Origin of the sequence: Inhella sp. (assembly GCF_027532025.1) — a bacterium.
Classification (GTDB): domain Bacteria; phylum Pseudomonadota; class Gammaproteobacteria; order Burkholderiales; family Burkholderiaceae_C; genus Inhella.
In genome coordinates, this window is sequence record NZ_JAPZSY010000023.1 from 1 (window position 1) to 11822 (window position 11822).

Here is an 11822-nt window from a genome sequence, read left to right on the forward strand (position 1 = left end):
CCGACACGCTGGAGTACAGCAACGTCGCCCTGCCCCGCCACCGCTTCGACGAAGAACTCATCAAGGAACTCAAGCACTTCTGCCCCAGCTTGCTGGAAGACAACGGCGACGACCTCGTGCTCAAGCACGTCTACATCGAACGCCGCATGGTGCCGCTCAACATCTTCTTGCAAGACGCCACGCCGGCCCAAACGGAAGCCGCCGTCATCGAGTACGGCAACGCCATCAAGGACCTGGTGGCCGCCAACATCTTCCCCGGCGACATGCTTTGGAAAAACTTCGGCGTCACGCGCCAGGGCAAGGTCGTGTTCTACGACTACGACGAGATCGAATACCTGACCGACTGCAACTTCCGCAAAGTGCCCGCGCCGCGCAACGAAGAAGACGAAATGAGCGGCGAGATTTGGTACGCCGTGAACAAGGGCGACGTCTTCCCCGAAACCTTCGGCCCCTTCTTGCTGGGCCACCCCGGTGTGCGCGAGCCCTTCATGAAGCACCACGCCGACCTGCTCGACCCGGCCTTCTGGCAGCGCTGCAAGGACGCCATCCTGGCCGGGCACGTGCACGACGTGTTCCCATACGAAGCGACGCGGAGGTTCACGCGCTGAAGGTGGGCGACCGAGAAGCCGGTGGCATACTTGCGCTGCATTTGCAACGCAAGGATGTCCCCATGAAGGTCGCCTCTCTGCCCTCGCTGCGTGTCGAACCCGCGCTGCGCGAAGCCGCTGAATCGGTGCTGCAGGATGGCGAGACGATTTCGGCCTTGATGGAGACCGCCGTGCGCGACTTGGTGCACCGCCGCCAGGTGCGGGCGGAGTTTCTGCGCCGAGGCATCGAGTCGCTGGAGGAGTACCGGCACACGGGGGTGTCGATCCCTGCCGAAGCCGTGCATGACGCGTTGCAGCGCCGGCTCGACGCCAGGCGCAAAGAACTGCTCGGATGAGCTCAGCGCAAGGCGGGTTCCAGGTCAGCTACACGCGGCAGGCGCAAGACGATCTTCTGCGGCTGTACGACTTCCTGCTTGCACGGGCACGCCACAGCGAGGACCTCGCACGGGCGCAAGAGGTGATTGATCAGCTGCGCGAGCACGTCGAGCGGCGGCTCTCCCAAACGCCGCACCTGTACCGCCATCCGCTGGGCAACCCGCATTTGCGGGAACTGGTCGTGGCCGCCCCTGGGGCCGGCTACGTCGCGCTCTACGACATCACCGACAGCCGCAAGGTCACCGTCATCGCCGTCCGCCACCAGCTTGAAGACGACTACCTATGAACTGGCCTGCCGCATTTTGGGAGCAAGCCTCCTACCTCGTCACCGTCATCGGCCTGCCCTTCGCCATCTGGGTCTTCCTCAAGCAAGAGCGGGCCGAGCGCGAAAACGAAGAAGAAGAGGCCTACCTGCTCCTGGCCAACGCCTACAACGACTTTCTGAAGGTCGTGCTGCAGCACAGCGACCTGCAACTGCGCACAGCCGCTGCGCTGGAGAACCCCACGCCCGAACAGCGCGAGCGCATGCTGGTCATCTTCGACATGCTCGTCAGCCTGTTCGAGCGCGCCTACCTCGTGGCCTACAAAGACGACATGACGCCCAGCGAGCGACGCCGCTGGAACAGCTGGGACGACTACATGCGCGAGTGGTGCCAACGTGACGACTTCTTCTTCGCCCTGCCCTTGCTGCTGCGCGGCGAAGACGCGGGCTTCCAGGCCTACATCCAGCGCGTGGCCCAAGAAGAGCGCGGCAGCGTGCTCACCGCCTGAGCCGGCCGGCTCCAGCCCCGGCACATGGCCCCACAAGGCAAAAGGGGAAAGCTGCCGCTAGGCTGATGGGTTCGGCCGCTCACGGCCGCCCCTCACACCCATTCGCATGAGCTTGCCACCCGCTACCCCCACCCCGCCTGCGGCCGACGGCCGCGCTGCCCGACTCGGCGCCTGGATCGAGCGCGTCGGCCACCGCATTCCTGATCCTGTGCTGATCTTCATGGCCCTGTGGCCTTTGGCCTTTATCGCGGCCGCGCTGCTGGGGGGCTACAAGTTCACCACCACGGGGCCTGGCGGGCAGGAGGTCGTGCAGCAAGTGAAAGACATGCTGAGCGCCGAGCACGTGCGCTGGATGTTTGACAACGCCTTGCTGCAGAACTGGCTGGGCTTTGGCAACGGCGTGATGGCCGTCATCCTGGTGGTCATGATGGCCGTGGGCATTGCCGAGAACGGCGGTCTGCTGACCGCGTTGATCAAACGCGCCGGCACGATCATTCCCGACCGTTGGTTGGGCTTGATGCTGGTGTTCCTTGGCATCATGAGCTCCATCGCCACCGACGCGGGCTACCTGATCTTGGTTCCCTTGGCTGGCCTCCTGTATGCAGGCTTGGGCAAACACCCCATCATCGGCATGGCGGCGGCTTTTGCGGGCGTTTCGGCCGGCTTCAGCGCCAACCTCATCCCGGGCACGCCCATCGACGTCATCGTGGGCAACAACGCCCGTGCTTTTGCCGAGGCCCAGAACATCCCGTTCACTCGCGCCGATGGCACGCCGCTGAACCCGGCCACGATGAACTACACCTTCATCGCCGTATCCACCTTTTTGCTGGCAGGCATCGGGGCCTGGGTCACGCAACGCTTTGTGGCCCGGCGCTTTGCGGGTCGCGCGTTCGTCAAGCCCGACGGGCTGGATGCCGGCGAGTTGATGCTCAAAGACGCCGAGCGCCGTGGCCTGCGCGCCGCCGCCTGGGCCTTGCCGGTGTCAGCCGCCGTGGTCGTGGGCCTGATCCTGGGTCCCCTCAAGGCCTACACCGGCACCGATGGACGCGAGGTGCTGCCCTACCTGAACAACGTCATCTTGCTCATCTCGCTGGTGTTCGCCATCGAAGGGGTGGCCTACGGCGTGGCCGCAGGCACCTTCAAGAAGGTGATGGACGTGGTGCAGGCCATGGTGGCCCAGATGAACACCATGGGCTACATCATGGTGTTGACCTTCTTTTGCTACAACTTCCTGGCCTTGCTCACCTACTCTGGCCTGGGTGCGCTGCTGACCTATTGGGGCGCACATGGCCTCTTGGGTTTGGGGCTGCAAGGGCACCCCATCTTGCTGCTGCTGGGCTTCGTGATCATGACCGCCCTCATCAACCTGGTGATCGGGGGCTTGACCTCCAAGTGGATGCTGCTGGGCCCCATCTTCATCCCCATGCTGTACACGGTGAACCCGGCCATGACGCCCGACGTGGTGGCCGCCGCCTTCCGCGTGGCCGACTCCTGCACCAACATCATCACGCCCATGATGGCCTATGCCGGCGTGGTGCTGGCCTTCATGCGCAAGTACGAGCCCGACTTCAGTTTTGGCGACATGCTGACCGTGATGCTCCCTTACTCCATGGCCTTCCTGGTGAGCTGGACGGCGCTGCTGCTGGCCTTCTTCGCCCTGAACATCCCCTTTGGCTTCTGACGCCTCGCCACCCCAGCTCCCCCCGGGCCTGAGCCCCCAGGCCTTCGACGACTGGCACGACCAGCCCGAGGCCTGGCGCCCGGCCATGGAGCACTTGGTGCGCGCTCAGGGCTGGACGGGCGAGTGGCACCCGGCCTCAGAGGGCACCGTGCTGGTGGCCTTGCTGGGTCAAGCCCAGGTGCTCAAGCTGTTCCCGCCCTTCTTGGCCGACCACGCGCGCTTCGAGCAGGGTCTGCTGAAGCGCCTGCAAGGCCGCCTGAGCCTGCCCACGCCCACCCTCCTGGCCCAGGGCGAGCACGACGGCTGGCCGTGGACGCGCATGACGCAGTTGTCGGGCACCCTGCTGCTGCACCGCTGGCCCCACCTGAGCGAGGCGCAACGCGTGGCGCTGCTGCGCCGACTCGGCGCGGTCGCCCGCGAGCTGCAAGCCCTCCCGGTGGGCGAGCAGGCCCGCCTCTCGCCCCCCTGGCCCGACTTCATCGCCCGCCAGCGCGCCGGCTGCCGGGCCCGCCAGCAACGCACCGGCCTGCCCGCCCACCTGCTGGCGCAACTTCCCGCTTTTTTGGACGGCCCTTTGCCCGACGAGACGGCCGCCCCCGTCCTGCTCACCGGCGAATTCACGCCGATGAACCTGCTGGTGGACGCCGACGACCGGCTGTGCGGCCTGTTCGACTTCGGCGACGGGCTGGTGGGCGCGCCGGCCTACGATGCACTCGGCCCTTTGTGCTTTTTGTGCAGCGGCCACAGGGCGCGTGTGCAAGCATGGTTCGACGGTCTGGAGCACCCGATGCCCACGGACGCCGCCCCCTGGCTGCGCCTGATGCTGCTGCACCGCTACAGCCACTTGCCCCTCCAACTGGCCAGCCTGCCGGGTTGGCAGGCCGAGCCCACCCTGGAGTGCGTGGCGCAGCGCCTGCTGGGCCGCTCCTGAGACCAAGCCCGAGCAAGACACCGGGTCAGCATCGGCCGGGTGCGGCCCGACCGATCGGTTGGCTCAAAATGGTGGGCTCTGTTTCGTGGAGTTTCATTGCCATGTCCGACCCCATCGTCATCGTGTCCGCTGCCCGCACGCCCATCGGCGGTTTGCTGGGCGATTTCGCCAACCTCGCTGCGTGGGAGTTGGGCGCCGTGGCCATCCAAGCCGCCGTCGAGCGCGCCGGTGTGCCGGGCGACGCCGTCAACGAAGTGCTGATGGGCAACTGCCTGATGGCCGGCCAGGGCCAGGCCCCGGCCCGCCAAGCCTTGCGCAAGGCCGGCCTGCCCGACAGCGCCGGCGCGGTGACCCTGAGCAAGATGTGCGGCAGCGGCATGCGCGCCATGATGTTCGGCCACGACATGCTGGCCGCGGGCAGCGCCGACGTGGTCGTGGCGGGCGGCATGGAAAGCATGACCAACGCGCCGCACCTCATGTTCGCGCGCAAGGGCGTCAAGTACGGCATGACGCAGATGTACGACCACATGGCCATCGACGGCCTGGAAGACGCCTACGAGCGCGGCAAGGCCATGGGCGTGTTCGCCGAGACCTGCGTCAGCCACTACCAATTCAGCCGCGAGGCGATGGACCAGTACGCCATCACCAGCACGCAGCGCGCCAAGCAGGCCAACGAAGACGGCAGCTTCGACTGGGAAATGGCCCCGGTCACGCTGCGCAGTCCCAAGGGCGACACCCTCATCAAGCACGACGAGCAGCCCTTCAAGGCCAAGCTCGACAAGATCCCCGGCCTGAAGCCCGCCTTCAAGAAGGACGGCGCCATCACCGCCGCCACGGCGTCGAGCATCTCCGACGGCGCCGCCGCCCTGGTGCTGATGCGTGAGAGCGAGGCCGCCAAACGGGGCCTGAGCCCCATCGCCCGCATCGTCAGCCATGCCGTGCACGCCCGCGCGCCCGAGTGGTTCACCACCGCACCCGTGGGCGCCATCGAACTGGCCTTGAGGAAGGCCGGCTGGGATGCCAAGAGCGTCAACCTGTGGGAGGTGAACGAGGCCTTCGCCGCCGTGACCATGGCCGCCATGACCGAGTTCGAGCTGCCGCACGAAATCGTCAACGTGCACGGTGGCGCCGTGGCCCTGGGCCACCCCATCGGCGCCAGCGGCGCGCGCATCGTCGTCAGCTTGCTGGGCGCCCTGAAGAAGCGCGGCCTCAAGCGCGGCGTGGCCGCGCTGTGCATCGGCGGCGGCGAAGCCACCGCCATGGCCGTGGAAATGATCTAAGCCCTCCGTCCTTCCACCGAACCCGACCGCGGCCCCGGCCGCGGTCTTTGCTTTCCTCCAAATGCACCTCCTCGTCATCGGCGCCTCGCGCGGCCTCGGCCTCGAATTCGTCAAACAGTACCGGGCCGACGGCCACCAAGTCACCGCCACCGCGCGCGACGAGGCCAGCCTCATCCGCCTGCGCGACCTGGGCGCCAAGCCCGTGCGCCTGGACGTGCTCGACCCCGGCTCCTGCGCCGGGCTGGCCTGGCAGTTGGACGGACTGAAGTTCGACATCGCCATCGTCAATGCCGGCGTGTACGGACCGCAGGTGGACGCCCCCACGGCCCCTTCACAAGACGACTTCGACTTCGTCATGCGCACCAACGTGCTCGGCCCGATGCGCGTGCTGCCCGCCCTGACCGAGACGCTCGCCCAAGGCGCCAAATTGGCCATCATCAGCAGCAAGATGGGCTCCATGGCCCTGCGCGCCAGCCCCACCGGCTGGCTGTACCGCGCCAGCAAGGCGGCGGTGAACTCCGTGCTGAAAGACGCCAGCATCGTGCTGGGCGGACGCGCCACCTGCGTGGCCGTCCACCCCGGTTGGGTGCGCACCGACATGGGCGGCCCGCAGGCCGACCTGAGCCCGGCCGACGCCGTGGCCGCCATGCGCCGCACCTTGGAGAGCTTGGGCGCCGGCGACAACGGCAGATACCTGAACTTCGACGGCCAGCCCCTGGCTTGGTGAGCCGAGCCTTCCCACCATGCAACTGCACGACATCGAGGCCTTCTTCCGGGCCTACGCCGACGCCTACCAAGAACTGAACGGCGACGCCGTGGCCGCGCACTGCGCCGCGCCCATGGCCATCTCGCAAGCCGGCACCGTCACCTGGTGGGCCGAGCACGCGCCCGTGCAGGACAACATGCGCCAGCTGTGCGCCGTCTACCGCGAGGCCGGCCTGGACCGCGTGGACTTCGCCATCGAGCAGGCCACCCTGATGGGCGCGCACGACGCCTTCGCCCTGCTGCGCTGGACGCTGACGCGCGCCGACGGCTCGCTGCTGCAGCAGTTCCGCACCGGCTACCACCTGCACCGCCACGGCGGCCGCACCCAGGTGCTGCTGGTAACGGCCTTCGACGAAAACCTGGCGGCGATGAAGCCCGTGGGCTGAACGACCGCCAGACGACAGGGAACCCCACTGATGCGCAAGCTCTTGAAATGGATCGGCCTGGGCGTGCTGGGCCTGCTGGCCGCCACGCTGCTGCTGGTGCTGGCCTGGGTGGCCAGCAACTGGCACGACGCCGAGCCGCAGCCGATTCCCGCCGCGCTGGCGGCGCCCCCGGCGCAAAGCGGCGAGGGCGGGCTGCTGGCGGCTTTGGACGCTGCGCCAGGGCCCAAGGAAACACTCCCGTGGCCGAACTGCAGCGGCTCTGATTGCCAAGCAGCATTCGAAGCGCAGTCTGACGCCTTGCTGCGTTGGCGCGAGAAGCACGTGGGCCTGGGCAAAGTCTGTGACACCGCGCTAGAGCGCACCGAGCTGTCCCTAGGGGAGACCATCCCAGCCGGACTGTCGGTGGACACTGTGTTTCCTAGCTATCAACCCCTCTCGGCCTGCCACAGCTGGCTCCTGCTTGCAGCCTTGCAAGCCGGTCAGCCCTTAGATGCCCAATCAATGCATAGGGCATTGGACAAGGCCAATCGCATCGAGGGCTTGGTTCGCCGCGAATCACGGCTGCTCATCGGCCAAATGGTCGGCGCGAGCCAAACAGCGCGAAAGCTCAGCGTGGTCGTTGTGCTCGCAACCCAGCACCCAGAGCAACGCGCGGCCTTGGCTGAGCGCATCGACCTACCCAGCGCTGACTTGATGCTGGCCATGCGTCAGTGGGTACCCACGGAGGCGGCTTTGGGTCGCGCCGCTGCTGTTTCGATGTCAGACATAACGAAAGCAGATGAAGGCAACGGGCCAGCTTGGTTCGGCCGCTGGGTGACGAAGTTTCTGCATCCCGAGAAGACACAGCAGCTGTTCTCTGCTCACTGGATGCGCGTGCTGGCGTGCTTGGACGGCCAGGATTTGACGGCAAGTGCCAATTGCTGGCGTTCCGCCTCAGAACCAGAGCCCGGCTTGTTCGGCAGCGGCATCCATTGGAGGCACACCACGGCGCACCTGTTGGCCGACGTGGCACGGCCTGCGTGGCCCAGCTACATGGACCGCATCGTTGACCTGCACCACGCGTCCCTAGCCACCCAAGCCTGGCTGCGCGGCCAGCCCCCCACCGCCGCCATCGACACCGCCGCCGACGGCACCTGGACCCTGCGCCTGCGCGCGCCGGGCCAAGCCAACCGACTTCCGACGCAATGGGCCCCGCTGCCCAAGGACCGCTGACATGCTGCTTCCCGAAGACCACCTCGCCGTCCAAGACGCCGTTCGCGCTTACGTGCAGGCTGAGATCGCCCCCCACGCCGCCGCCTGGGACAAGGCCCACCACTTCCCCGCCGAGCAGCTCCAGGGCCTGGCCCAGCTCGGCTGCTATGGCGTGGCCGTGCCGCCGGAGTACGACGGCGCCGGCCTTGACTACCTGGCCTTGGCGGTGATCCTGGAAGAGATCGCCGCGGGCGATGGCGGCACCTCCACGGTGGTCAGCGTCAACAACTGCCCGGTGTGCTCCATCCTCATGGCCTTCGGCAACGAGGCCCAGAAGGCGCAGTTCCTCAAGCCCTTGGCGCGTGGCGACATGCTGGGCGCCTTTTGCCTGACCGAGCCGCACGTGGGCTCGGAGGCGGGCGGCTTGAAGACCATCGCGGTGCGTGACGGCGACGACTACGTGCTCAACGGGGTCAAGCAGTTCATCACCAGCGGCAAGAACGGCGATGTGGCCATCGTCATGGCCGTCACCGACAAAGCCGCCGGCAAGAAGGGCATCAGCGCCTTCTTGGTGCCCGCGGCCACGCCCGGCTACACCGTCGCCCGCTTGGAAGACAAGATGGGCCAGCACAGCAGCGACACGGCGCAGATCCTGTTCGAGAACTGCCGCATCCCCGCCGCCTACCGGTTGGGCGACGAAGGCCAGGGCTTGAAGATCGCCCTCAGCGGTTTGGAAGGCGGCCGCATCGGCATCGCCAGCCAGTCGGTGGGCATGGCACGCGCGGCGCTGGAAGCCGCCCTGGCTTACAGCAAGGAGCGCGTCAGCTTCGGCCAGCCGATCTTTCAGCACCAGGCCATCCAGTTCAAGCTGGCCGACATGGCCACGCAGGTGGAGGCCGCGCGTCAACTCATCTGGCACGCCGCCGCGCTGAAAGACGCCGGCAAGCCCTGCCTGAAGGAAGCCGCCATGGCCAAGCTGTTCGCCAGCGAAATGGCCGAGCGGGTGTGCTCGGCCGCCATCCAGGTGCTCGGCGGTTACGGCTACGTGAGCGACTTCCCCGTCGAGCGCATTTACCGCGATGTGCGGGTCTGCCAGATCTACGAAGGCACGAGCGAGGTGCAGAAGATCTTGATCGGGCGGGCGCTGTGAGCCCCGGGGTGTCGAGAACCCATCGGAGGGCCTCATGGAACTGAGCGTGTACTACGCCACCAACCGCGCGCACGAGGGCGCCGATCGCTTTCGCCCCGAACGCTACGGCACGCGGTTCTCCAGCGACGGGATGGAGAACCTGCGCTTTGGCCGCGTGCGCTTTGAGGTGGATGCCGCCCAGGTGCAAGCCCTGTTGAACCGCGCGCCGTATGCCCCCGATGCGCCCATCGGCCCCGGCGACGGCGAAGGCCTGCAGGCCTACTTCAAGGCGCGCATCCAGGCCACGCAGCGCATCGAGGCCTATGCCGAGAGCATCCCCGATGCCCAAGTCAACGAAGCCGCCCAGACCCAGGTCAAGCTCGGGTCGCTGGCGCTGTTCGCCGACCTGCGCCACGACATGCTGGCTGGGCGCGACCTGCTGGTGCTCGTTCACGGCTTCAACGTCAGTTGGGAGGAGGCCGTGGCCACGGCCGCCGCGTTCGAGGCGGTGCTCAATCGCTTCGATGCCCAAGCCGAGTCGGCCGCCAACTTTCAGCCCGTCCGCGTGGTGCTGTTCACCTGGCCAAGCGACGGCGCCGCGCTGCCTTTTGCCAGCTACAAGAGCGACCGTGCCGACGCCCGCGGCACGGCCGGCGCCTTCGGTCGCGCCCTGCTCAAACTGCGCGACCACCTGCACCAACTGGGTCGCGAAGCGCGGCAAGGCAGCGCCGCCATCCAAGCCCTGCGAGCGCGCTTGGCGGGCGCGCCGGCAGCCGAGATCGACCGCGCCGTGGCCCGCCTGGAAGCCACCGAGCTGTGCGGCCAGCGCATCCACCTGCTGGCCCATTCCATGGGCAACTACGTCTTGCAAAAGGCGCTCCAGCGCGTCGACGAATTCAGCCCCGGCCCCACCCTTCCACGCCTGTTCGACCACCTGATCCTGGCCGCGGCCGACGTGGACGACACCGCGCTCGAGCCCGGCCAAGGCTTGTCGATGGCGCACCAGGTGGCGCAGTCGGTGCTGGTGCTGCACAACGCCAACGACGTGGCGCTCAAGATCAGCGACTACACCAAGGGCAACCCCGATCGCCTGGGGCAGCGTGGCGCAGCGCGACCCCAGTTGCTGCACCAGAAGGTCACGCAAATCGATTGCGCGCCGCTGGTCAGCGGGCTGACGCAACACAGCTACTACACCAACGGCCGCGTGGCCCGCGACCTGCGCTGGGCCTTGCAAGGGCGCAGCCCCAGCGAACGCGGCTTGGCACCACTGGGCCTGGCGCCCAACTGTTGGCAGCACCAGCCTTGACCCGATGGGCAATCGGCTCGCGGCAGCCCATACTTTGACCATGCGCCCGCCCATCGATTTCTACTTCGACTTCTCCAGCCCCTACTCGTACATCAGCTCCGAGTGGATCGGCGCCGTGGCCGCTCGCCACGGCCGCACCGTGCGTTGGCACGCCATCCTGTTGGGCGCAGCCAACCAAGTCACCGGCCTGGTGCCGCCCATCCAAGTGCCGCTCAAGCGCGACTACTTGGTGCGCGACGTGATGCGCTCGGCCGCGTTTGCCGGCGTGCCCATCCGCATGCCCGACCCCTTCCCCATCGCCACGCAAAACGCGGCCCGCGTGTTTTGGTGGCTGCACGACGCCGACCCGCAACGCGCCATCGCCTGGGCCCGCGCAGGCTTGCGCGCCTACTTCACGCGCCATGTGAACCTGGCCGACCCCACGGCACTCAAGGCCCTGGCCGCCGAGGCAGGCTTGGAGGCCGATGCCGCCGAAGCCGCTTGGAACGACCCGGTGTGGAAAGCGCGCCTGAAGGCCGCCACCGACGCCGCCATCGCAGTGGGTGTGTTTGGTGCGCCCTTCATCGTGGTGGACGGCGAACCCTTCTGGGGCAACGATCGCCAGGGCCAGATCGAATCTTGGCTGGCCAATGGCCCGCCGCGAGACTTGGTTTAGGAGTCTGCCCGGCAGAGGCCCTGGCTGTCGCCGAGGTCTCGGGGTCAACAGGCGAGGCGCCGGCAACGCCGCGTGGCGGGCCACGTCAGGCGCCGGTAACGACGCTTGTCGCCCACGAACCTCGGCCCGAAGGTTTTTGTCGAATGGGCAGCCCCAAGGCTTCGGGGCAAGAGGCGGAACAAGGGGGACCGCTGCCGTCGACGGGCAGCCGACGACGAACTCCAAGTCCGACAGGCCCCCAAGCACCCGAGCGAAGGCGGCGCACACCGGCCCCAAGCGCCGGTCCGGCGAGCCAATCCCTCTGCAGCCAGGGTCGCGATGGCCCATGAAAAAACCCGGCCGAAGCCGGGTTTTCGCGGGCGCCGCGTGGCGTCAGAAGCGGTGCACCAAGTTCACCGAGAAAGCGCTGGAATCGCGGCCCGGTTTGTCGGTGATGCCGTAATACAGGCCTTGGCCGAACGGCAACACCTGGCTGCCGGTCTTGTTGTCGATGCGCGAGCCCGACAACCAGATCTGCGTGCGCTTGCTCACCATGTGTTCCAGGGCCAAGCCAGCCACCGACATGTCGCGGGCGTTGTTGGTGTCGTCGTACTGCGCGTAGCTGGCAACCAGCTTGTTGGCGTCGTTGATCTGGTAGTGCACACCACCGTACAACAGCGTGCCATCCCAACCCAGGTTCTTCGCGATTTGGGCACCAGCCGCCAGGAAGCTGGCGCGCAACGGTGCCGGCGCCGTGGCGCCGAT

General features: G+C 67.3%; 14 protein-coding genes. 13 read left to right on the forward strand and 1 reads right to left on the reverse strand.

What is annotated here, in order from left to right; all coding sequences use genetic code 11:
• The 13 genes from O9335_RS04625 to O9335_RS04685 all read left to right on the forward strand — a co-directional run.
• Window positions 1-608, forward strand: a 608-nt coding sequence (locus tag O9335_RS04625; RefSeq protein WP_298384230.1) for an isocitrate dehydrogenase kinase/phosphatase-domain containing protein, incomplete at its 5' end; no start/stop codon positions are given.
• Between the two features lie 62 nt (window positions 609-670).
• The gene (locus tag O9335_RS04630) at window positions 671-943 is read left to right on the forward strand and encodes a YlcI/YnfO family protein (protein WP_298384233.1); all 273 of its coding nucleotides are present in this window, start codon (window positions 671-673) and stop codon (window positions 941-943) included.
• The gene (locus tag O9335_RS04635) at window positions 940-1269 is read left to right on the forward strand and encodes a type II toxin-antitoxin system RelE/ParE family toxin (RefSeq protein ID WP_298384236.1); all 330 of its coding nucleotides are present in this window, start codon (window positions 940-942) and stop codon (window positions 1267-1269) included. Before O9335_RS04630 ends, O9335_RS04635 begins: the two co-directional genes overlap by 4 nt.
• Window positions 1266-1754 carry a hypothetical protein gene (locus O9335_RS04640; protein ID WP_298384239.1) on the forward strand — a complete coding sequence of 163 codons (489 nt, stop codon included), beginning with the start codon at window positions 1266-1268 and terminating at the stop codon, window positions 1752-1754. The genes O9335_RS04635 and O9335_RS04640 overlap by 4 nt, the downstream gene beginning before the upstream one ends.
• 106 nt (window positions 1755-1860) lie before the next feature.
• Window positions 1861-3435, forward strand: a complete 1575-nt coding sequence (locus tag O9335_RS04645; protein WP_298384242.1) for an AbgT family transporter — start codon at window positions 1861-1863, stop codon at window positions 3433-3435.
• Window positions 3425-4366 carry a phosphotransferase gene (locus O9335_RS04650; protein WP_298384245.1) on the forward strand — a complete coding sequence of 314 codons (942 nt, stop codon included), beginning with the start codon at window positions 3425-3427 and terminating at the stop codon, window positions 4364-4366. Before O9335_RS04645 ends, O9335_RS04650 begins: the two co-directional genes overlap by 11 nt.
• 101 nt (window positions 4367-4467) lie before the next feature.
• Window positions 4468-5646 (forward strand): acetyl-CoA C-acyltransferase, encoded by a 1179-nt coding sequence (locus tag O9335_RS04655; protein ID WP_298384247.1) that lies wholly within the window; start codon window positions 4468-4470, stop codon window positions 5644-5646.
• A 61-nt stretch (window positions 5647-5707) separates the two neighbouring features.
• Window positions 5708-6373: an SDR family oxidoreductase gene (locus O9335_RS04660; protein WP_298384250.1), complete on the forward strand. Its 666-nt coding sequence runs from the start codon at window positions 5708-5710 to the stop codon at window positions 6371-6373.
• A gap of 16 nt (window positions 6374-6389) precedes the next feature.
• The gene (locus O9335_RS04665) at window positions 6390-6797 is read left to right on the forward strand and encodes a hypothetical protein (protein WP_298384253.1); all 408 of its coding nucleotides are present in this window, start codon (window positions 6390-6392) and stop codon (window positions 6795-6797) included.
• A 30-nt stretch (window positions 6798-6827) separates the two neighbouring features.
• The gene (locus O9335_RS04670; protein ID WP_298384258.1) at window positions 6828-8009 is read left to right on the forward strand and encodes a hypothetical protein; all 1182 of its coding nucleotides are present in this window, start codon (window positions 6828-6830) and stop codon (window positions 8007-8009) included.
• Window position 8010: 1 nt separating this feature from the next.
• Window positions 8011-9138 (forward strand): acyl-CoA dehydrogenase family protein, encoded by a 1128-nt coding sequence (locus O9335_RS04675; RefSeq protein ID WP_298384261.1) that lies wholly within the window; start codon window positions 8011-8013, stop codon window positions 9136-9138.
• A 34-nt stretch (window positions 9139-9172) separates the two neighbouring features.
• Window positions 9173-10423, forward strand: coding sequence for an alpha/beta hydrolase (locus tag O9335_RS04680; RefSeq protein ID WP_298384264.1), 1251 nt, complete (start codon window positions 9173-9175; stop codon window positions 10421-10423).
• Between the two features lie 40 nt (window positions 10424-10463).
• Window positions 10464-11078 (forward strand): 2-hydroxychromene-2-carboxylate isomerase, encoded by a 615-nt coding sequence (locus O9335_RS04685; protein ID WP_298384267.1) that lies wholly within the window; start codon window positions 10464-10466, stop codon window positions 11076-11078.
• Between the two features lie 372 nt (window positions 11079-11450).
• On the opposite strand, the gene O9335_RS04690 is transcribed toward O9335_RS04685, so the two are convergent.
• On the reverse strand, window positions 11451-11822 hold a 372-nt coding region (locus tag O9335_RS04690; protein ID WP_298384270.1), incomplete at its 5' end, for a porin.

Bases quoted from the DNA above. Each gene is read 5' to 3' on its own strand.
- O9335_RS04630 (WP_298384233.1), top strand. From the start codon at position 671: ATGAAGGTCGCCTCTCTGCCCTCGCTGCGTGTCGAACCCGCGCTGCGC.
- O9335_RS04635 (WP_298384236.1), top strand. From the start codon at position 940: ATGAGCTCAGCGCAAGGCGGGTTCCAGGTCAGCTACACGCGGCAGGCG.
- O9335_RS04640 (WP_298384239.1), top strand. From the start codon at position 1,266: ATGAACTGGCCTGCCGCATTTTGGGAGCAAGCCTCCTACCTCGTCACC.
- O9335_RS04645 (WP_298384242.1), top strand. From the start codon at position 1,861: ATGAGCTTGCCACCCGCTACCCCCACCCCGCCTGCGGCCGACGGCCGC.
- O9335_RS04655 (WP_298384247.1), top strand. From the start codon at position 4,468: ATGTCCGACCCCATCGTCATCGTGTCCGCTGCCCGCACGCCCATCGGC.
- O9335_RS04660 (WP_298384250.1), top strand. From the start codon at position 5,708: ATGCACCTCCTCGTCATCGGCGCCTCGCGCGGCCTCGGCCTCGAATTC.
- O9335_RS04665 (WP_298384253.1), top strand. From the start codon at position 6,390: ATGCAACTGCACGACATCGAGGCCTTCTTCCGGGCCTACGCCGACGCC.
- O9335_RS04670 (WP_298384258.1), top strand. From the start codon at position 6,828: ATGCGCAAGCTCTTGAAATGGATCGGCCTGGGCGTGCTGGGCCTGCTG.
- O9335_RS04675 (WP_298384261.1), top strand. From the start codon at position 8,011: ATGCTGCTTCCCGAAGACCACCTCGCCGTCCAAGACGCCGTTCGCGCT.
- O9335_RS04680 (WP_298384264.1), top strand. From the start codon at position 9,173: ATGGAACTGAGCGTGTACTACGCCACCAACCGCGCGCACGAGGGCGCC.
- O9335_RS04685 (WP_298384267.1), top strand. From the start codon at position 10,464: ATGCGCCCGCCCATCGATTTCTACTTCGACTTCTCCAGCCCCTACTCG.